Annotated in this window: 19 protein-coding genes; 17 read left to right on the forward strand and 2 right to left on the reverse strand. The window is 71.7% G+C overall.

Annotated elements, in window-relative coordinates; all coding sequences use genetic code 11:
* Positions 1 to 65: 65 nt before the first annotated feature.
* The 15 genes from pgsA (at position 66) to ACF068_RS21920 (ending at position 15427) form a co-directional block, all read left to right on the forward strand.
* Positions 66 to 836: a phosphatidylinositol phosphate synthase gene (gene pgsA, locus ACF068_RS21850; RefSeq protein WP_392275931.1), complete on the forward strand. Its 771-nt coding sequence runs from the start codon at positions 66 to 68 to the stop codon at positions 834 to 836.
* Positions 833 to 1747, forward strand: coding sequence for a phosphatidylinositol mannoside acyltransferase (locus tag ACF068_RS21855; protein WP_392275932.1), 915 nt, complete (start codon positions 833 to 835; stop codon positions 1745 to 1747). Before pgsA ends, ACF068_RS21855 begins: the two co-directional genes overlap by 4 nt.
* Positions 1744 to 2904 (forward strand): glycosyltransferase family 4 protein, encoded by a 1161-nt coding sequence (locus tag ACF068_RS21860; protein WP_392275933.1) that lies wholly within the window; start codon positions 1744 to 1746, stop codon positions 2902 to 2904. Before ACF068_RS21855 ends, ACF068_RS21860 begins: the two co-directional genes overlap by 4 nt.
* A 187-nt stretch (positions 2905 to 3091) precedes the next feature.
* Positions 3092 to 3640 (forward strand): hypothetical protein, encoded by a 549-nt coding sequence (locus ACF068_RS21865; RefSeq protein ID WP_392275934.1) that lies wholly within the window; start codon positions 3092 to 3094, stop codon positions 3638 to 3640.
* Positions 3641 to 3749: 109 nt separating this feature from the next.
* Positions 3750 to 4658 carry a pyridoxal 5'-phosphate synthase lyase subunit PdxS gene (pdxS, locus tag ACF068_RS21870; RefSeq protein WP_073758122.1) on the forward strand — a complete coding sequence of 303 codons (909 nt, stop codon included), beginning with the start codon at positions 3750 to 3752 and terminating at the stop codon, positions 4656 to 4658.
* Positions 4658 to 5248: a pyridoxal 5'-phosphate synthase glutaminase subunit PdxT gene (gene pdxT / locus ACF068_RS21875; protein ID WP_392275935.1), complete on the forward strand. Its 591-nt coding sequence runs from the start codon at positions 4658 to 4660 to the stop codon at positions 5246 to 5248. The genes pdxS and pdxT overlap by 1 nt, the downstream gene beginning before the upstream one ends.
* A gap of 62 nt (positions 5249 to 5310) precedes the next feature.
* On the forward strand, positions 5311 to 6063 hold the full coding sequence (locus ACF068_RS21880; protein WP_392275936.1) for a YebC/PmpR family DNA-binding transcriptional regulator: 753 nt from the start codon (positions 5311 to 5313) through the stop codon (positions 6061 to 6063).
* Positions 6064 to 6172: 109 nt separating this feature from the next.
* Entirely contained in the window at positions 6173 to 6706 is a 534-nt protein-coding gene (gene ruvC / locus ACF068_RS21885) for a crossover junction endodeoxyribonuclease RuvC (RefSeq protein WP_392275937.1), read from the forward strand.
* The gene (gene ruvA, locus ACF068_RS21890; RefSeq protein WP_392275938.1) at positions 6703 to 7320 is read left to right on the forward strand and encodes a Holliday junction branch migration protein RuvA; all 618 of its coding nucleotides are present in this window, start codon (positions 6703 to 6705) and stop codon (positions 7318 to 7320) included. Before ruvC ends, ruvA begins: the two co-directional genes overlap by 4 nt.
* Before the next feature lie 133 nt (positions 7321 to 7453).
* Positions 7454 to 8536 carry a Holliday junction branch migration DNA helicase RuvB gene (gene ruvB, locus ACF068_RS21895; protein WP_392275939.1) on the forward strand — a complete coding sequence of 361 codons (1083 nt, stop codon included), beginning with the start codon at positions 7454 to 7456 and terminating at the stop codon, positions 8534 to 8536.
* 166 nt (positions 8537 to 8702) lie between these two features.
* Positions 8703 to 9188, forward strand: a complete 486-nt coding sequence (gene yajC, locus ACF068_RS21900; RefSeq protein WP_392275940.1) for a preprotein translocase subunit YajC — start codon at positions 8703 to 8705, stop codon at positions 9186 to 9188.
* 141 nt (positions 9189 to 9329) lie between these two features.
* Positions 9330 to 11096: a protein translocase subunit SecD gene (gene secD / locus ACF068_RS21905; RefSeq protein ID WP_392275941.1), complete on the forward strand. Its 1767-nt coding sequence runs from the start codon at positions 9330 to 9332 to the stop codon at positions 11094 to 11096.
* Position 11097: 1 nt separating this feature from the next.
* Entirely contained in the window at positions 11098 to 12201 is a 1104-nt protein-coding gene (gene secF, locus ACF068_RS21910; RefSeq protein WP_392275942.1) for a protein translocase subunit SecF, read from the forward strand.
* The gene (locus ACF068_RS21915; protein ID WP_392275943.1) at positions 12198 to 12740 is read left to right on the forward strand and encodes an adenine phosphoribosyltransferase; all 543 of its coding nucleotides are present in this window, start codon (positions 12198 to 12200) and stop codon (positions 12738 to 12740) included. Before secF ends, ACF068_RS21915 begins: the two co-directional genes overlap by 4 nt.
* 188 nt (positions 12741 to 12928) lie before the next feature.
* Positions 12929 to 15427, forward strand: a complete 2499-nt coding sequence (locus tag ACF068_RS21920; protein WP_392275944.1) for a RelA/SpoT family protein — start codon at positions 12929 to 12931, stop codon at positions 15425 to 15427.
* A 64-nt stretch (positions 15428 to 15491) separates the two neighbouring features.
* On the opposite strand, the gene ACF068_RS21925 is transcribed toward ACF068_RS21920, so the two are convergent.
* Positions 15492 to 16721: a DUF349 domain-containing protein gene (locus ACF068_RS21925; protein ID WP_392275945.1), complete on the reverse strand. Its 1230-nt coding sequence runs from the start codon at positions 16719 to 16721 to the stop codon at positions 15492 to 15494.
* A gap of 220 nt (positions 16722 to 16941) precedes the next feature.
* On the reverse strand, positions 16942 to 17730 hold the full coding sequence (locus tag ACF068_RS21930) for a peptidylprolyl isomerase (RefSeq protein WP_392275946.1): 789 nt from the start codon (positions 17728 to 17730) through the stop codon (positions 16942 to 16944).
* A 153-nt stretch (positions 17731 to 17883) separates the two neighbouring features.
* Between ACF068_RS21930 and ACF068_RS21935 the strand changes: the two genes are divergently transcribed.
* Together ACF068_RS21935 and hisS are read left to right on the forward strand one after the other, a co-directional pair.
* Complete coding sequence (locus ACF068_RS21935) at positions 17884 to 18591, forward strand: MBL fold metallo-hydrolase (protein ID WP_392275947.1); 708 nt, start codon at positions 17884 to 17886, stop codon at positions 18589 to 18591.
* 13 nt (positions 18592 to 18604) lie between these two features.
* Positions 18605 to 19867 carry a histidine--tRNA ligase gene (hisS, locus tag ACF068_RS21940; RefSeq protein WP_392275948.1) on the forward strand — a complete coding sequence of 421 codons (1263 nt, stop codon included), beginning with the start codon at positions 18605 to 18607 and terminating at the stop codon, positions 19865 to 19867.
* The last annotated feature ends 97 nt before the right edge of the window (positions 19868 to 19964 follow it).

The following is a 19964-nucleotide window of genomic DNA, read 5'->3' on the forward strand; positions in this document are numbered from 1 at the left end:
CGTGGCTACGATGGGCCAGCCGGTGGCCGTAGGGGCCGCGCGGCCCACCGACCCTCGGGAAGGCCATGCTGAACAAGTACGCGCGTGCTTTCTTCACGCGTGTTCTCACGCCGTTCGCCGCGTTTCTGCTCCGCCGCGGGGTGAGCCCCGACGCCGTCACGCTCATCGGCACGGCCGGCGTGGTGGCGGGCGCGCTGGTCTTCTTCCCCAGGGGCGAGTTCTTCTGGGGCACGATCGTCATCACCCTGTTCGTGTTCTCCGACCTGGTCGACGGGAACATGGCCCGCCAGGCCGGTGTCTCCAGCCGCTGGGGCGCCTTCCTGGACTCGACCCTGGACCGGGTCGCAGACGGGGCGATCTTCGGGGGCTTCGCCCTGTGGTACGCGGGCGGCGGCGACGACAACGTGCTGTGCGCGGTGGCGATCTTCTGCCTGGCGAGCGGCCAGGTCGTGTCGTACACCAAGGCGCGCGGCGAGTCGATCGGCCTGCCGGTGGCCGTCAACGGGCTGGTCGAGCGAGCGGAACGGCTCGTGGTCTCGCTGGTGGCCGCGGGTCTCGCCGGACTCCACGGGTTCGGGGTGCCGGGCATCCAGGTGCTGCTGCCGATCGCCCTCTGGCTGGTGGCCGTGGGCAGCGCGGTGACGCTGGGGCAGCGGGTGGTGACGGTACGGCGCGAAGCGGCCGAGGCGGACGCGGCGGTGGGTACCGGTGGTGCTGCTGGTACCGATCGTGCTGCTGGCACCGGTGGTGCTGCTGGTACCGGTGGTGCGGGGGCGCCCGGCGACGCTTCGGGTGCTTCGGGCGCTTCGGGTGCGAGGGGGAGTGAGGCGACATGAGCGCTGTGGGTGAGCGGGTGACCGACGCGCTGTACGGGCTCGGCTGGTCGGCCGTGAAGAAGCTGCCCGAGCCGGTGGCGGCCGGGCTCGGCCGGCGCATCGCCGACACCGCGTGGAAGCGGCGCGGCAAGGGCGTGCTGCGCCTGGAGTCCAACCTCGCGCGCGTGGTGCCCGACGCCTCCCCGGCGCGGCTCGCCGAGCTGTCGCGGGCCGGGATGCGCTCGTACATGCGCTACTGGATGGAGTCGTTCCGGCTGCCCGCGTGGAGCGCGGAGCGCGTCGGGGAATCCGTCGACGTGAAGGACGTGCACCAGCTCACCGACGGCCTCGCCGCCGGCCGGGGCGTGATCCTGGCGCTGCCCCACATGGCCAACTGGGACCTCGCCGGCGTGTGGGTCACGCGGGCGCTGGGCGTGCCGTTCACGACGGTCGCCGAGCGGCTGAAGCCCGAGACGCTGTACGACCGGTTCGTCGCGTACCGGGAGTCGCTGGGCATGGAGGTCCTGCCGCACACCGGCGGCTCGGCGTTCGGGACGCTGGCGCGGCGGCTGCGGGCGGGCGGGCTGGTCTGCCTGGTCGCCGACCGTGACCTGTCGACGTCGGGCGTCGAGGTGAAGTTCTTCGGCGAGACGGCGCGGATGCCGGCCGGGCCGGCGATGCTGGCCCAGCAGACCGGCGCGCTGCTGCTGCCGGTGACGCTCTGGTACGACGGGTCGCCGGTCATGAAGGGGCGGGTGCACGCGCCCGTCGACGTCCCCGAGACGGGTACGCGCGCCGAGAAGACGTCCTCCATGACACAGGCGCTGGCCGACGCCTTCGCCACCGGAATCGCCGACCACCCGGAGGACTGGCACATGTTGCAGCGGCTGTGGCTCGCCGACCTGGATCCCGCGAAGGGGCCCGGCGCGTGAGGATCGGCATCGTCTGCCCGTACTCCTGGGACGTGCCGGGCGGCGTCCAGTTCCACATCCGGGACCTCGCCGAGCATCTGATCCGGCTCGGCCACGAGGTGTCGGTGCTGGCCCCCGCCGACGACGGGACGCCGCTGCCGCCGTACGTCGTCTCGGCGGGGCGCGCGGTCCCCGTGCCGTACAACGGCTCGGTGGCCCGGCTGAACTTCGGCTTCCTGTCGGCGGCCCGGGTGCGGCGATGGCTGCACGACGGCACGTTCGACGTCATCCACATCCACGAGCCGGCGTCGCCGTCCCTGGGGCTGCTGTCCTGCTGGGCGGCGCAGGGGCCGATCGTGGCGACCTTCCACACGTCCAACCCGCGGTCGCGGGCGATGATCGCCGCGTACCCGATCCTCCAGCCCGCGCTGGAGAAGATCAGCGCCCGGATCGCGGTCAGCGAGTACGCGCGCCGGACCCTCGTCGAGCACCTGGGCGGCGACGCCGTCGTCATCCCCAACGGCGTCGACGTCGATTTCTTCGCCAAGGCGGAACCGAAGGCGGAGTGGCGCGGCGGGACCCTCGGGTTCATCGGGCGGATCGACGAGCCCCGCAAGGGACTGCCCGTGCTGATGAAGGCCTTCCCCAGGATCCTTGCCGCCTGCCCCGACACCCGGCTGCTCGTCGCGGGCCGGGGCGACGAGGAGGAGGCCGTCGCGTCCCTGCCGGCCGACATGCGCTCGCGGGTCGAGTTCCTCGGCATGGTCAGCGACGAGGACAAGGCGCGGCTGCTGCGCAGCGTGGACGTGTACGTCGCGCCCAACACGGGCGGCGAGAGCTTCGGCATCATCCTGGTCGAGGCCCTGTCGGCGGGCGCCCCGGTGCTGGCCAGCGACCTCGACGCGTTCGCCCAGGTCCTGGACCAGGGCGCGGCGGGCGAGCTGTTCGCCAACGAGGACGCGGACGCGCTGGCGAAGGCCGCCGTCCGCCTGCTCGGCGACCCGGACCGGCGCGAGGAGCTGCGGGAGCGGGGCAGCGCCCATGTCCGCCGCTTCGACTGGTCGACCGTCGGCGCGGACATCCTCGCGGTGTACGAGACGGTCACGGACGGCGCGGCGTCGGTCGCCACCGACGAGCGCCTCGGCCTCCGCGCCCGCTGGGGCCTGGCCCGCGACTGACCCGGCGGGCCGTGGCCGTGACGCCGTACGAGCACCCGGCCCGTGCCCGGCCGTCCGGACGCGGGCCGGAGCCGCACCCGGCCGCCCGGACGCCGGCCCCTGCCCGGCCGCCCGGACCCGTCCCCTGCCCGCCGGGCCGCGGCGTACCGCGGGCCGTCCGGTGGCGGGGTGCCGGTAGCCTTCCGCCGTGATCGAAACCCTCATCTGGATCGTCGTCGGCCTGGTGGCCATCGGCCTGTACCTGAGCTGGACCGCCGGGCGGCTCGACCGGCTGCACGCCCGGATCGACGCGGCCCGGGCGGCGCTCGACGCCCAGCTCCTGCGCCGCGCCTCGGTGGCCCAGGAACTGGCCACCTCGGGCGTGCTCGACCCGGCGGCGTCGATCGTGCTGTACGAGGCCGCCCACGCCGCCCGGCAGGCTGAGGAGGAGCAGCGGGAGGTCGCCGAGAGCGAGCTGAGCCAGGCGCTGCGCGCGGTGTTCGGCGAGCCGGAGCAGATGGAGGCGGTACGGGAGGCCCCGGGCGGCGAGGAGGCGGCCGGCGAGCTCGCGGCGGCGGTGCGCCGGGTGCCGATGGCCCGCCGGTTCCACAACGACGCCGTACGGGCGGCCCGGGCGCTGCGCCGGCACCGCAAGGTGCGCTGGTTCCGGCTGGCCGGGCACGCCCCGTTCCCGATGGCGTTCGAGATGGACGACGAGCCGCCGGTGGCCCTCGCGGACCGGCCCGGGAGCGGCTGAGCCCGGCAAAACGAGCCACCGGCTCACCATTGGCCCTTGATGTGGACTGGGTGGCCCCGGTTTCCTCGGTGTAGCTGAAACCGCCCCGTTTCCCGAGTGAGGTCCATCCGTGTCCAGCACCACCACCCCGCAGTCCCCCGAGACCGGCACCGCCCGCGTCAAGCGCGGCATGGCCGAGCAGCTCAAGGGCGGCGTGATCATGGACGTGGTCAACGCCGAGCAGGCCAAGATCGCCGAGGACGCCGGCGCCGTCGCCGTCATGGCCCTGGAGCGGGTCCCGGCCGACATCCGCAAGGACGGCGGTGTGGCCCGGATGTCCGACCCGAACATGATCGAGGAGATCATCGACGCGGTCTCCATCCCGGTCATGGCCAAGTCCCGCATCGGTCACTTCGTCGAGGCCCAGGTCCTCCAGTCCCTCGGCGTGGACTACATCGACGAGTCCGAGGTCCTCACCCCGGCCGACGAGGTCAACCACTCCGACAAGTGGGCCTTCACCACTCCCTTCGTCTGCGGTGCCACCAACCTGGGCGAGGCCCTGCGCCGCATCGCCGAGGGCGCGGCCATGATCCGCTCCAAGGGCGAGGCCGGCACCGGCAACGTCGTCGAGGCCGTCCGCCACCTGCGCCAGATCAAGAACGAGATCGCCAAGCTGCGCGGCTTCGACAACAACGAGCTGTACGCCGCCGCCAAGGAGCTGCGCGCCCCCTACGAGCTCGTCAAGGAGGTCAGCGAGCTCGGCAAGCTGCCGGTCGTGCTGTTCTCCGCCGGTGGCGTGGCCACCCCGGCCGACGCCGCGCTGATGCGCCAGCTCGGCGCCGAGGGCGTCTTCGTCGGCTCCGGCATCTTCAAGTCCGGCGACCCGGCCAAGCGCGCCGCCGCCATCGTCAAGGCCACCACCTTCTACGACGACCCGAAGATCATCGCCGACGCCTCCCGCAACCTGGGCGAGGCCATGGTCGGCATCAACTGCGACACCCTCCCCGAGGCCGAGCGCTACGCGAACCGGGGCTGGTGATGACCACTCCGCTCATCGGGGTCCTGGCCCTCCAGGGCGACGTACGTGAGCACCTGATCGCCCTGGCCGCGGCGGACGCCGTGGCCAGGCCGGTCCGGCGTCCCGAGGAGCTCGCCGAGGTGGACGGCCTGGTCATCCCCGGCGGCGAGTCCACCACCATCTCCAAGCTCGCCGACCTGTTCGGCCTCATGGAGCCGCTGCGCGAGCGCATCGGGGCGGGCATGCCCGTCTACGGCACCTGCGCCGGCCTGATCATGCTCGCCGACAAGATCCTCGACCCGCGCTCGGGCCAGGAGACGCTCGGCGGCATCGACATGATCGTCCGCCGCAACGCCTTCGGGCGCCAGAACGAGTCCTTCGAGGCGGCCGTCGAGGTCGCGGGCGTCGAGGGCGGTCCGGTGGAGGGCGTCTTCATCCGGGCCCCCTGGGTCGAGTCGGTCGGCGCCCGGGCCGAGGTCGTCGCCGAGCACGACGGCCACATCGTCGCCGTACGGCAGGGCAATGCCCTCGCCACGTCGTTCCACCCGGAACTGACCGGCGACCACCGCGTGCACGCCCTGTTCGTCGACATGGTGCGCGCCGCGGCCTGACCCGCTCCCGGTAGGATCTCCGGGGTCAGTTCAGAAATTGGTTACGCGAAGGAGACAGGCAGATGTCCGGCCACTCTAAATGGGCTACGACGAAGCACAAGAAGGCCGTGATCGATGCCAAGCGCGGCAAGCTCTTCGCGAAGCTGATCAAGAACATCGAGGTCGCGGCCCGCACCGGCGGCGCCGACCCCGACGGTAACCCCACGCTCTTCGACGCCATCCAGAAGGCGAAGAAGAGCTCGGTCCCGAACAAGAACATCGACTCCGCGGTCAAGCGCGGCGCCGGCCTGGAGGCCGGTGGCGCCGACTACGAGACGATCATGTACGAGGGTTACGGCCCGAACGGTGTCGCGGTGCTCATCGAGTGCCTCACCGACAACCGCAACCGCGCCGCCTCCGACGTCCGTGTCGCCATGACCCGCAACGGCGGCTCGATGGCCGACCCGGGCTCGGTGTCGTACCTGTTCAACCGCAAGGGCGTCGTCATCGTCCCCAAGGGCGAGCTGTCCGAGGACGACGTGCTCGGCGCCGTCCTGGACGCGGGCGCCGAGGAGGTCAACGACCTCGGCGAGACCTTCGAGGTCATCAGCGAGGCCACCGACCTGGTCGCGGTCCGCACCGCCCTCCAGGAGGCCGGCATCGACTACGACTCGGCCGACGCCAACTTCGTCCCGACCATGCAGGTCGAGCTGGACGAGGAGGGCGCCCGCAAGATCTTCAAGCTGATCGACGCGCTCGAGGACAGCGACGACGTGCAGAACGTCTTCGCCAACTTCGACGTCTCCGACGACGTCATGGCGAAGGTCGACGCCTGACCCACGCACGGGTGACGGGCCGGCAGGGGACACACCCCTCGCCGGCCCGTCCCGTTGTCGGTGCCACCCGATAGCCTGCACGAACAGGTTGACGAAGAAGGGGGGCGGCGTGCGCGTTCTCGGGGTGGACCCGGGGCTGACCCGGTGCGGTGTCGGGGTCGTCGAAGGCGTCGCCGGGCGCCCGCTGACCATGCTCGGCGTCGGCGTCGTGCGTACGCCCGCGGACGCGGAGACGGGGCACCGCCTCGTCGCCATCGAGCGCGGCATAGAGGAGTGGCTCGATGAGCACCGGCCGGAACGGGTCGCCGTGGAGCGGGTGTTCAGCCAGCACAATGTGCGTACGGTGATGGGCACGGCCCAGGCCAGCGCCGTCGCCATCCTGTGCGCCGCGCGCCGGGGCATCCCCGTCGCCCTGCACACCCCCAGCGAGGTCAAGGCCGCCGTCACCGGCAGCGGCCGCGCCGACAAGGCCCAGGTCGGAGCGATGGTCACCCGGCTGCTCCGGCTGGACGCCCCGCCCAGGCCGGCCGACGCCGCCGACGCGCTCGCCCTCGCCATCTGCCACATCTGGCGCGCCCCCGCCCAGAACCGCCTCCAGCAGGCGGTCGCCGCACACCACGCAAGGAAAGGCCCCACCGCATGATCGCCTTTGTCTCCGGCCCGGTCGCCGCGCTCGCCCCGACCACCGCCGTGATCGAGGTCGGCGGCATCGGCATGGCCGTCCAGTGCGCCCCGAACACCCTGTCCGGGCTGAAGGTCGGTCAGGAGGCCCGGCTGGCCACGTCGTTGGTGGTCCGGGAGGACTCCCTGACGCTGTACGGCTTCGCGGACGACGACGAGCGCCAGGTCTTCGAGCTGCTCCAGACCGCCAGCGGGGTCGGCCCGCGCCTGGCCCAGGCCATGCTCGCCGTGCACTCCCCGGACGCGCTGCGCGTCGCGGTCGCGTCCGGCGACGAGAAGGCGCTCACCGCGGTGCCGGGCATCGGGAAGAAGGGCGCGCAGAAGCTGCTGCTGGAGCTGAAGGACCGGCTCGGCGAACCGGTCGGCGCCCACATCGGCCGGCAGGGCGTCGGCACCGCGGGCCCCGCGCCCTGGCGCGACCAGCTCCACGCCGCGCTGATCGGCCTGGGGTACGCCGGCCGCGAGGCCGACGACGCGGTGGCGGCGGTCGCCCCGCAGGCCGAGGCCGCCGGCGACGTACCCCCGATCGGACAGCTCCTGAAGGCCGCCCTCCAGACCCTGAACCGCACCCGATGACCCCGCTCGCCACAGCCACCGCGCCCACCGGACCCACCGGCCCCGCCGCGCATCCCGCGCCCCACCGGGGACCGGTGCCGCCGGCCGACCACCCGTGCGGCTCCGCCGCCATGACCACACGAGGCAATCCGCAGTGAACTGGGACGACGACACCAGCACGCCGGCCGCCGACGCCGCGGCCGACCGGCTCGTCGGGGCGTCCGCCGACGGGGAGGACCAGGCCGTCGAGGCGGCCCTGCGCCCCAAGTCACTGGACGAGTTCGTGGGCCAGGAGCGGGTGCGCGAGCAGCTCGACCTGGTGCTCAAGGCCGCCCTCGCCCGGGGCGCCACCGCCGACCACGTCCTGCTCTCCGGCGCCCCCGGCCTCGGCAAGACCACCCTCTCCATGATCATCGCGGCCGAGATGGGCGCCCCCATCCGCATCACCTCCGGCCCCGCGATCCAGCACGCCGGCGACCTCGCCGCGATCCTCTCCTCCCTCCAGGAGGGAGAGGTCCTCTTCCTCGACGAGATCCACCGGATGTCCCGGCCCGCCGAGGAGATGCTCTACATGGCCATGGAGGACTTCCGCGTCGACGTCATCGTCGGCAAGGGCCCCGGCGCCACCGCCATCCCGCTGGAGCTGCCGCCCTTCACCCTGGTCGGCGCCACCACCCGGGCCGGCCTGCTGCCGCCCCCGCTGCGGGACCGCTTCGGCTTCACCGCCCACATGGAGTTCTACGCGCCGGCCGAGCTGGAGCGCGTCATCCACCGCTCCGCCCAGCTCCTGGACGTCGGGATCGACACCGACGGCGCCGCCGAGATCGCCGGCCGCTCCCGCGGCACGCCCCGTATCGCCAACCGCCTGCTGCGCCGGGTCCGCGACTACGCCCAGGTCAAGGCGGACGGCATGATCAACCGCGACATCGCCGCCACCGCCCTCAAGGTGTACGAGGTGGACGACCGGGGCCTGGACCGGCTCGACCGGGCCGTGCTGGAAGCCCTGCTCAAGCTGTTCGGCGGTGGGCCGGTCGGCCTGTCCACCCTCGCCGTCGCCGTGGGCGAGGAGCGCGAGACCGTCGAGGAGGTCGCCGAGCCCTTCCTCGTACGGGAGGGTCTGCTGGCCCGTACGCCCCGTGGCCGGGTCGCCACCCCGGCGGCGTGGGCGCACCTCGGGCTGCTGCCCCCGCAGGCCGGCGGCCCGGGCGGCGGACAACAGGGCCTGTTCGGGGTGTGACGGCGAGGGGACTCGCCGGGCCAGGAACCGCGGTGCCATGCTGGGCGTTGTTCCATCGATGCGGACTCGCCTAGACTCCGCCGATGCCGACCCTTCAGGCCGGCGTACCCACCCCCGAAGATCAGGCCGCGGTTGCCCCGCGACCGTGCGAAGGATTTGTCGTCCCGTGAGTATCGTGACTCTCCTGCCGTTCATCGTCCTCATCGGGGCCATGTTCCTGATGACCCGCTCTGCCAAGAAGAAGCAGCAGCAGGCGGTGGAAATGCGCAACCAGATGCAGCCCGGAACCGGCGTACGGACGATCGGGGGGATGTACGCCACTGTCAAGGAGGTCGGCGAGGACACGGTCCTCCTGGAGGTCGCTCCAGGAGTCCACGCCGTGTACGCCAAGAACGCCGTCGGCGCCGTGCTCGACGACGAGGAGTACAACCGCATCGTGCACGGTGACGGTGACCTGAAGACCGACGCCGCCGTCGTGCCGGACGACGCCTCGTCGCTCACCGGAGCCGGATCCACCGACGCCGCGGCCGCCGACGACGACGCCCGGATCGACCTGGGCAAGAAGGACGCGGCCGACGACGGCGCGACCGCCCCGCGGGCCGAGGACGCCAAGGCCGACGAGAAGAACGACGGCGGCACCGACGCGAAGTAGGGCCGTGCCGACGGACCGCGGCGCCCACCGGCGTGCGCGGTCCGTTCCGTGCCGACACACACGGGGGATTCCCCACACCACTTCGTGGCCGCCTCGACGCTCACCCGGCGTAGCGGCGGTTGGACAGGGAGAAACGAGAAGGTGGCAGCACCCAAGAAGGGCCGAGGGCCGGCATCGGGGGGGCAGGGCAAGCCGGGGCGCGCCCTGGCCGCGATCCTGATCGTCATGGCCGCGCTGACCGGCGGCATGTTCTGGTCGGGGCACACCACGCCGCGCCTGGGCATCGACCTCGCCGGCGGTACGACGATCACCCTCAAGGCCGAGGCGGAGCCCGGCCAGGAGAGCGCGGTCAACGAGACCAACATGAACACCGCGGTCGGGATCATCGAGCGCCGTGTGAACGGCTTGGGCGTGACCGAGTCCGAGGTCCAGACCCAGGGCCGCGAGAACATCATCGTCAACATCCCCAAGGGGACGAACTCGCAGCAGGCCCGGGAGCAGGTGGGCACCACCGCCCAGCTCTACTTCCGCCCCGTCATCACCGTCGCCCCCGGCGGCCCGGTGAAGCCGGACCCCTCGACGAGCCCCAAGCCGTCGACGAGCCCCAAGCCCAGCGCCTCGCCCTCCGGCAAGGGCGGCCAGGACGAGGTGACCGCTCCGTCCCCCAAGCCGAGCGCCACCGCGCAGGGCCGTGCCGTCACCGACGCGCTCAAGGCGCCGACGCCGGCGCCCAGCGGCTCCGCCTCCGGCAAGCCGAAGACGCCCGAAAGCCCCAAGCCGACGCCGTCCGGTGACGCCGCGGCCGCCGAGAAGCTCCAGGCCCAGTTCATCGCGCTCGACTGCACGGACCGCAAGGCCCGGGTCGCGGCCGGCGAGCACGCCAAGCCCAGCGACACGACCATCGGCTGTGGCAAGAACGGCATCGGCGAGTGGGAGAAGTACATCCTCGGCCCGGCCGAGGTGGACGGCAAGGACGTCGACGACGCCCAGGCGGCCATCAACCAGCAGAACGGTCAGTGGATCGTTCAGATGGAGTTCACCGACAAGGGCTCCAAGAAGTTCCAGAAGATCACGAGCCGGCTCTCGCAGCAGCAGCCGCCGATGAACCAGTTCGCCATCGTCCTCGACGGCGAGGTCGTCTCCGCGCCCTCCGTCCGCACGACGCTGAGCGCCAACGCCGAGATCTCCGGCAGCTTCGACCAGCAGTCCGCCCAGGACCTGGGCAACATCCTCAGCTACGGCGCGCTGCCGCTGAGCTTCGAGGAGCAGAGCGTCACCACCGTCTCCGCCGCCCTCGGCGGCGAGCAGCTCAAGGCCGGTCTCATCGCCGGTGCCATCGGTCTGGCACTCGTCGTGATCTACCTGCTGGTCTACTACCGGGGCCTGTCCGTCGTCGCCCTGCTCAGCCTGCTGGCCTCCGCGATCCTCACGTACACCCTGATGGCGCTGCTCGGCCCGGCCATCGGCTTCGCGCTGAACCTGCCGGCCGTCTGCGGTGCGATCGTCGCGATCGGCATCACCGCGGACTCCTTCATCGTGTACTTCGAGCGCATCCGCGACGAGATCCGCGAGGGGCGGACGCTCCGCCCGGCCGTCGAGCGGGCCTGGCCGCGCGCCCGGCGCACCATCCTGGTCTCCGACTTCGTGTCGTTCCTGGCCGCCGCCGTGCTCTTCATCGTCACCGTCGGCAAGGTGCAGGGCTTCGCGTTCACGCTGGGCCTGACCACGCTGCTGGACGTCGTGGTCGTGTTCTTCTTCACCAAGCCGGTCATGACGCTCCTCGCCCGCACGAAGTTCTTCGCCGGCGGGCACCCCTGGTCCGGTCTGGACCCGAAGCGGCTCGGGGCGAAGCCCCCGCTGCGCCGCTCGCGCCGTCTGTCCGCCCCCATCGACCCGAAGGAGGCGTGAGATGTCGCGTCTCGGCAGCATCGGCGCCAGGCTGTACCGCGGCGAGGTCGGCTACGACTTCGTCGGCAAGCGGATGATCTGGTACGGCGTCTCCATCCTGATCACCATCACCGCCGTCGTGGGCCTGGCGGTGCAGGGCCTCAACATGGGCATCGAGTTCAAGGGCGGTGCCGTCTTCAACACCCCGAAGACGAGCGCCTCCGTCGCCCAGGCCCAGGAGTACGCGGAGGAGGCCTCCGGCCACGCCGCGATCGTCCAGAAGCTCGGCAACGGCACCCTGCGCATCCAGGTCAGCGAGCTCAACACCGGCCAGGCCGACCGGGTGGCCGCCGAACTGGCCGAGGACCTGAACCTCCCCGCGGACAAGATCGACCGCGAGCTGGTCGGCCCGAGCTGGGGCGAGCAGATCGCCAACAAGGCCTGGACCGGCCTCGGCGTCTTCATGATCCTCGTGGTGGTCTACCTGGCCATCGCCTTCGAGTGGCGCATGGCGCTGGCCGCGCTGATCGCCCTGGTCCACGACCTGACGATCACCGTCGGCATCTACGCCCTGGTGGGCTTCGAGGTCACCCCGGGCACCGTGATCGGTCTGCTCACCATCCTCGGTTACTCCCTCTACGACACCGTCGTCGTCTTCGACGGTCTGAAGGAGGCGTCGAAGGACATCACCAAGCAGACCCGCTGGACCTACAGCGAGATCGCCAACCGCAGCCTCAACGGCACCCTGGTCCGCTCCATCAACACCACCATCGTGGCGCTGCTGCCGGTCGCCGGCCTGCTGTTCATCGGCGGCGGCTTCCTCGGCGCGGGCATGCTCAACGACATCTCGCTGTCGCTGTTCGTGGGTCTCGCCGCCGGCGCGTACTCGTCGATCTTCATCGCCACGCCGCTCGTCGCCGACCTCAAGGAACGCGACCCGCAGATGAAGGCGCTGAAGAAGCGGGTCCTCGCCAAGCGCGCCCAGGCCGCCCAGAAGGGCGAGCCCCTGGACGCGGGGGACACCGGGACCGACGACCGGGACGACGAGCCGCAGGACGCCGCCCCGGCCGGAGCGGTGGTCGGCCAGCGCCGCCAGCCCACCCGGGGGCGGGGCAAGCGCCGATGACCGTCACCACACGGGAGCTGCTGCTCAGCCGCATCCGGGACGTCCCGGACCACCCCATCGCGGGGGTGACGTTCAAGGACATCACGCCGCTCCTGGCGGACCCGGAGGCGTTCGCCGCCCTGACCGGGGCGCTGGCCGAGCTGTGCGTCCGGCACGGCGCGACCAAGATCGTCGGCTTGGAGGCGCGCGGGTTCATCCTGGCCGCCCCGGTGGCCGTCTCCGCGAAGCTCGGCTTCGTCCCCGTCCGCAAGGCGGGCAAGCTGCCCGGCGCGACACTGAGCCAGGCGTACGAGCTGGAGTACGGCACCGCGGAGATCGAGGTCCACGCCGAGGACCTGGCCCCCGGTGACCGGGTCATGGTCATCGACGACGTCCTCGCCACCGGCGGCACCGCCGAGGCCTCGCTGGAGCTCATCCGGCGGGCCGGCGCGGAGGTCGCGGGCGTCGCCGTCCTCATGGAACTCGGGTTCCTGGGCGGTCGCGCCCGGCTGGAGCGGAGCCTGGCCGGCGCCCCGCTGGAGTCGCTGATCACGCTCTGACCAGCACGCACACGGCACCACGACGGGCACCCGGAACACCGGGTGCCCGTTTCGTGTGCGCGTCCGGGGCTCCCGGCGCCCCGGCCCGGACCGGTCCCGTCCCGTCCGAGGGGGAACGGCTCGCCCGGGGTCAGTACCATGGGATTCCGGGCCTGACCGGGGGACCCGGACCCGCACGAGGAGCGCTCTTGCCAGACGAGGCCCAGCCACTCTCCGCCGCGAAGCCCGACCAGCAGGCCGACAAGGCCGCGGCGCCCCCAGCCACGCCCCCCGACGAGGCCGCGCGCGGCGAGGCGGCGGCGGACGCGCGGAAGGCCGCGCCGCAGCGCGCCCAGGGCCCCGCCCCCGTCTCGGCCCCCAAGCCCACGCCGCCCGCCGTCGCCCGCTCCGGCGGCTCCTCCAACCGCGTGCGCGCCCGCCTCGCCCGGCTCGGCGGCCAGCGCTCGTCGCCGTACAACCCGGTCCTGGAGCCGCTGCTGCGCATAGTCCGCGGCAACGACCCGAAGATCGAGACGTCGACCCTCCGCCAGATCGAGAGCGCCTACCAGGTCGCCGAGCGCTGGCACCGCGGCCAGAAGCGCAAGAGCGGCGACCCGTACATCACGCACCCGCTGGCCGTCACCACCATCCTCGCCGAGCTCGGCATGGACCCGGCCACGCTGATGGCGGGCCTCCTCCACGACACCGTCGAGGACACCGAGTACGGCCTGGAGCAGCTCCGCAAGGACTTCGGCGACCAGGTCGCCCTCCTCGTCGACGGCGTCACCAAGCTCGACAAGGTCAAGTTCGGCGAGGCCGCCCAGGCCGAGACGGTCCGCAAGATGGTCGTCGCCATGGCCAAGGACCCGCGTGTCCTGGTCATCAAGCTCGCCGACCGGCTGCACAACATGCGCACCATGCGCTACCTCAAGCGGGAGAAGCAGGAGAAGAAGGCCCGCGAGACCCTCGAGATCTACGCGCCGCTGGCCCACCGGCTGGGCATGAACACCATCAAGTGGGAGCTGGAGGACCTCGCCTTCGCGATCCTCTACCCCAAGATGTACGACGAGATCGTCCGCCTCGTCGCCGAGCGCGCCCCCAAGCGGGACGAGTACCTCGCCATAGTGACCGACGAGGTCCAGGCCGACCTCCGCGCCGCCCGCATCAAGGCCACCGTCACCGGCCGGCCCAAGCACTACTACAGCGTCTACCAGAAGATGATCGTCCGCGGCCGTGACTTCGCGGAGATCTACGACCTGGTCGGCATCCGCGTCCTCGTCGACACCGTCCGCGACTGCTACGCCGCACTCGGCACCGTCCACGCGCGGTGGAACCCGGTCCCCGGCCGGTTCAAGGACTACATCGCGATGCCGAAGTTCAACATGTACCAGTCGCTGCACACGACGGTCATCGGACCCAACGGCAAGCCCGTCGAGCTCCAGATCCGCACCTTCGACATGCACCGCCGCGCCGAGTACGGCATCGCCGCGCACTGGAAGTACAAGCAGGAAGCCGTCGCCGGTGCCTCCAAGGTGCGTACCGACGTCCCCAAGCGGGCCGGCGGCAAGGACGACCACATCAACGACATGGCGTGGCTGCGCCAGCTCCTCGACTGGCAGAAGGAGACCGAGGACCCCAGCGAGTTCCTGGAGTCACTGCGCTTCGACCTGTCCCGCAACGAGGTCTTCGTCTTCACCCCGAAGGGTGACGTCATAGCGCTCCCCGCGGGCGCCACCCCGGTGGACTTCGCGTACGCCGTCCACACCGAGGTCGGCCACCGCACCATAGGGGCGCGGGTCAACGGACGGCTCGTCCCGCTGGAATCGACCCTCGACAACGGCGACCTGGTGGAGGTCTTCACCTCCAAGGCCGCCGGCGCCGGCCCCTCCCGCGACTGGCTCGGCTTCGTCAAGTCGCCGCGCGCCCGCAACAAGATCCGCGCCTGGTTCTCCAAGGAGCGCCGCGACGAGGCGATCGAGCAGGGCAAGGACGCCATCGCGCGCGCGATGCGCAAGCAGAACCTGCCGATCCAGCGCATCCTCACCGGCGACTCGCTGGTCACCCTCGCGCACGAGATGCGCTACCCCGACATCTCGTCGCTGTACGCGGCGATCGGCGAGGGCCATGTCGCCGCCCAGGGCGTCGTGCAGAAGCTGGTGCAGGCCCTCGGCGGCGAGGAGGCCGCCAGCGAGGACATCGCCGAGTCCGCCCCGCCGTCGCGCGGCCGCGGCAAGCGGCGCGCCAAGGCCGACCCGGGCGTGGTCGTCAAGGGCGTCGAGGACGTGTGGGTCAAGCTCGCCCGCTGCTGCACGCCGGTACCGGGCGACCCGATCATCGGCTTCGTCACCCGCGGCAGTGGCGTATCGGTTCACCGCGCCGACTGCGTCAACGTGGACTCGCTGTCGCAGCAGCCCGAGCGGATCCTCGACGTCGAATGGGCGCCCACCCAGTCCTCGGTCTTCCTGGTCGCCATCCAGGTCGAGGCGCTGGACCGCTCCCGGCTGCTGTCGGACGTCACCCGGGTGCTGTCCGACCAGCACGTCAACATCTTGTCGGCGGCCGTCCAGACCTCCCGCGACCGGGTGGCCACCTCCCGCTTCACCTTCGAGATGGGCGACCCCAAGCACCTCGGGCACGTCCTCAAGGCGGTCAGGGGCGTGGAGGGCGTGTACGACGTGTACCGCGTGACCTCGGCCCGCCGACCGTAACCGGACAGCGAAAGGGGCCTCCCCCGCCGGGGAGGCCCCTTTCTCGTACGCGCGGTACGCGCGGTCAGCCGCCGAACTCCTGGAGACCCTTCAGGGCCTGGTCCAGCAGCGCCTGCCGGCCCTCCAGCTCACGCGCCAGCTTGTCCGCCTTGGCGTCGTTGCCGGCCGCACGGGCGGCGTCGATCTGCTTCTGGAGCTTGTCGACCGCGTCCTGGAGCTGGCCCGTCAGACCCGCCGCACGCGCGCGTGCCTCCGGGTTGGTCCGGCGCCACTCGGTCTCCTCGGCCTCCTGGATCGCCCGCTCGACGGTGTGCATCCGGCCCTCGACCTTGGGACGGGCGTCGCGCGGTACGTGCCCGATCGCCTCCCACCGCTCGTTGATGGCCCGGAAGGCCGCACGGGCCGCCTTCAGGTCCGTCACCGGCAGCAGCTTCTCGGCCTCGCCGGCGAGCTCCTCCTTCAGCTTGAGGTTCTCCGCCTGCTCGGCGTCACGCTCCGCGAAGACTTCGCTGCGGGCCGCGAAGAAGACGTCCTGGGCACCGCGGAAACGGTTCCACAGATCGTCCTCGTGCTCCCGCTGGGCCCGGCCCGCCGCCTTCCACTCCGCCATCAGCTCGCGGTAGCGGGCGGCCGTCACGCCCCAGTCGGTGGAGCCGGACAGTGCCTCGGCCTCCGCGACCAGGCGCTCCTTGACCTTGCGGGCCTCCTCGCGCTGCGCGTCCAGCGACGCGAAGTGCGCCTTGCGCCGCTTGGAGAACGCCGACCGGGCGTGCGAGAAGCGGTGCCACAGCTCGTCGTCGGACTTCCGGTCGAGCCGGGGGAGACCCTTCCAGGTGTCCACCAGCGCCCGCAGCCGCTCACCCGCGGCCCGCCACTGCTCGCTCTGCGCCAGCTCCTCCGCCTCGGCGACCAGCGCCTCCTTGGCGTGCCGCGCCTCGTCGGTCTGCTTGGCCTTCTGGGCCTTGCGCTCCTCGCGCCGCGCCTCCACGGTCTCGACCAGCTTGTCGAGCCGCTTGCGCAGCGCCTCGAGGTCGCCGACGGCGTGGTGCTCGTCCACCTGATGACGGATGTGGTCGATCGCGGCCGTCGCGTCCTTGGCCGACAGGTCGGTGGTCTTCACCCGCTTCTCGAGGAGGCCGATCTCGACAACCAAGCCCTCGTACTTGCGCTCGAAGTAGGCCAGTGCCTCCTCGGGAGATCCGGCCTGCCACGATCCGACGACCTGCTCGCCGTCGGCTGTACGCACGTACACGGTGCCCGTCTCGTCGACGCGGCCCCACGGGTCGCTGCTCACAGCGCCTCCTCCACATGATGCCGACGAGGGCGGTCACCCCCGGGCATCGTCCACAGTTCCCTGACGGGCCTCGCCCGCCCTCCACAACGCGACATTCGAACCGCGCTGCACAACGCCAATCTAGGCGACCTGCCGCCCGGCTGTCCGCTCTCAGCGCGACCGAATTCGGTGGTTCACGCCCTGGGTGCGCCGTAGGTCACGCTGTGCGTCACGCCGCGGCTCACGCCTTGCCGACGACCGCCTTCTGGAGGGTGACGGCCTTCTTGGGCGCACCGTCCGTCGCGCCGCCCTCGACCCCGCCCTCCGCGATGTCCTGGACGACCTTCAGGCCGGCCGCGTCCATCGTTCCGAAGGGTGTGAACTGCGGGGGCAGCTTGGTGTCCTTGTAGACCAGGAAGAACTGGCTGCCGCCGGTGTTCGGCTGCATGGTGTTGGCCATCGCCACCGTCCCGGCTTTGAAGGTCACCTTGCCGTCCGCGCCCGGCTTGCCCAGCGAGGCGAGGTTCTCGTCCGGGAGGGTGTAGCCCGGGCCTCCGGTGCCGTCGCCCTTGGGGTCGCCGCACTGGAGCACGAAGATGCCCTGCGTGGTGAGCCGGTGGCACGTCGTGCCGTCGAAGTACTTCTTGTCCGCGAGGTGCTTGAACGAGTTCACCGTGCGCGGTGTCTTCGACGCGTCCATGGTGATCGACACGGCACCGTGGTTGGTGGTGAGCGCCATCGTGTACGCCGCCTTGGCGTCGACGCTCATCTTCGGCTCGTCGGCCTTCGGCTCCGGCGAGGACTCGGCGCCCGGCGACGAGGAGGGGAACTCGATGGGCTTCTTCGCGTCGGCGGATTCGGTGCGGAAGTTCGTGTAGGCCCCGGCTCCCGCCACCAGCGCCACGGCCACCGCGGCCACGACGATCCGGGTGCGGCGCCTGGCCCTCTTCTGGGCCTCCTCCCGGCGCCTCTGCTGCCGCTCGAACTTCTCCCGGGCGAGCTGGCGCCGCCGCTGATCGCTGGTGACCACCGGGTCTTCTCCTTGTCGGTCGTCTGTTCCTGTCCTGGCCGAGTGTGCCCGTACCGTATACGGGTTGGCTGTGGATTGAGCAGCGCCGGTAGGCTCTGATCTGCTGCATTCCTTTACCGGACGACGCGTGCCGGACGACCCTTAAGGACGATCGTGCTCATTGCCGGGTTCCCCGCCGGGGCCTGGGGGACCAACTGCTACCTGGTCGCCCCCGCCGCCGGCGAGGAGTGCGTGATCATCGACCCGGGCCACCAGGCCACCCAGGGGGTCGAGGAGACGCTCAAGAAGCATCGGCTCAAGCCCGTGGCCGTCGTCCTGACCCACGGCCACATCGATCACGTCGCCTCCGTCGTCCCGGTCTGCGGCGCCCATGACGTACCCGCCTGGATCCACCCGGCCGACCGGTACATGATGAGCGACCCGGAGAAGGCCCTCGGCCGCTCCATCGGCATGCCGCTCATGGGCGAGCTGACCGTGGGGGAGCCGGACGACGTCCACGAGCTGACCGACGGGTCGAAGCTGAGCCTCGCCGGCCTGGAGCTCACCGTGGCGCACGCGCCCGGCCATACCAAGGGGTCGGTGACCTTCGGGATGCCCGAGGCCGCGGACGTCCCGCCGGTCTTCTTCTCGGGCGACCTGCTCTTCGCCGGCTCCATCGGACGCACCGACCTGCCCGGCGGTGACATGGACGAGATGCTCGCGTCGCTGGCCCGCGTGTGCCTGCCGCTCGACGACTCGACCGTGGTGCTGTCCGGCCACGGCCCCCAGACGACCATCGGCCGCGAGCGCGCCACCAACCCGTACCTGCGCGAGGTGGCGGCCGGCCAGGGAGCGTCCCCCGCTCCCCGACGAGGAATGTGACGAGAGAAGCCCCGTGAGTACCTTCCAGGCCCCCAAGGGCACCTACGACCTGCTGCCGCCGAATTCCGCGACGTACCTCGCCGTCCGCGAGGCGATCTCCGCGCCGCTGCGGAACTCCGGCTACGGGTACGTCGAGACCCCCGGCTTCGAGAACGTCGAACTGTTCGCGCGCGGTGTCGGCGAGTCCACCGACATCGTCACCAAGGAGATGTACGCCTTCGAGACCAAGGGCGGCGACCGGCTGGCCCTGCGCCCCGAGGGCACCGCGTCGGTGCTCCGCGCCGCGCTGGAGGCCAACCTGCACAAGCAGGGCAACCTCCCCGTCAAGCTCTGGTACTCCGGCTCGTACTACCGCTACGAGCGCCCCCAGAAGGGCCGCTACCGCCACTTCTCGCAGGTGGGCGCCGAGGCGATCGGTGCCGAGGACCCCGCGCTGGACGCCGAGCTGATCATCCTGGCCGACCAGGCGTACCGCTCGCTCGGCCTGCGGAACTTCCGCATCCTGCTGAACTCGCTGGGCGACAAGGAGTGCCGCCCCGTCTACCGCGAGGCCCTCCAGGGCTTCCTGCGCGGCCTCGACCTCGACGAGGACACCCGGCGCCGGATCGACATCAACCCCCTGCGGGTCCTCGACGACAAGCGCGCGGACGTCCAGAAGCAGCTCGTGGGCGCGCCGCTGCTGCGCGACCACCTGTGCGAGGCGTGCCGGGCGTACCACTCCGAGGTGCGCGAGCTGCTGACGGCGGCCGGGGTGGCCTTCGAGGACGACGAGAAGCTGGTGCGCGGCCTGGACTACTACACGCGCACCACCTTCGAGTTCGTCCACGACGGCCTGGGCGCGCAGTCCGCGGTGGGCGGCGGCGGCCGCTACGACGGCCTGTCCGAGATGATCGGCGGCCCCGCCCTGCCGTCGGTGGGCTGGGCGCTCGGCGTGGACCGCACGGTGCTGGCGCTGGAGGCCGAGGGCGTCACCCTCGACCTGCCCGCCACCACCAGCGTCTTCGCGGTCCCGATCGGCGAGGACGCCCGGCGCCGGCTGTTCGGCGTGGTCACCGGCCTGCGCAAGGCGGGGGTGGCGACGGACTTCGCGTACGGCGGCAAGGGCCTCAAGGCGGCGATGAAGGCCGCCAACCGCAGTGGTGCCCGGTACGCCCTCGTCCTGGGCGAGCGGGACCTCGCCGAGGGCGTGGCGCAGCTCAAGGACATGGAGACCGGCGAGCAGGAGCCGGTCGCGCTCGACGGACTCGTCGAGAAGCTGGGCGCGCGCCTGGCCTGACGCCTTCCGGACACCCCGGCCCCCGGCCGGGGTGTCCTTATGTCCCGCGAACGGCGGACGGGCGCCCGTGTACGGCAGAATGACCACTGCCTCATGC

This window comes from Streptomyces sp. NPDC016309, from assembly GCF_043077235.1.
GTDB lineage: Bacteria > Actinomycetota > Actinomycetes > Streptomycetales > Streptomycetaceae > Streptomyces.

Coding starts and splice junctions, on each gene's coding strand:
- pgsA (WP_392275931.1), top strand. CDS start 66: ATGCTGAACAAGTACGCGCGTGCTTTCTTCACGCGTGTTCTCACGCCG.
- ACF068_RS21855 (WP_392275932.1), top strand. CDS start 833: ATGAGCGCTGTGGGTGAGCGGGTGACCGACGCGCTGTACGGGCTCGGC.
- pdxT (WP_392275935.1), top strand. CDS start 4,658: ATGACCACTCCGCTCATCGGGGTCCTGGCCCTCCAGGGCGACGTACGT.
- ACF068_RS21880 (WP_392275936.1), top strand. CDS start 5,311: ATGTCCGGCCACTCTAAATGGGCTACGACGAAGCACAAGAAGGCCGTG.
- ruvA (WP_392275938.1), top strand. CDS start 6,703: ATGATCGCCTTTGTCTCCGGCCCGGTCGCCGCGCTCGCCCCGACCACC.
- secF (WP_392275942.1), top strand. CDS start 11,098: ATGTCGCGTCTCGGCAGCATCGGCGCCAGGCTGTACCGCGGCGAGGTC.
- ACF068_RS21915 (WP_392275943.1), top strand. CDS start 12,198: ATGACCGTCACCACACGGGAGCTGCTGCTCAGCCGCATCCGGGACGTC.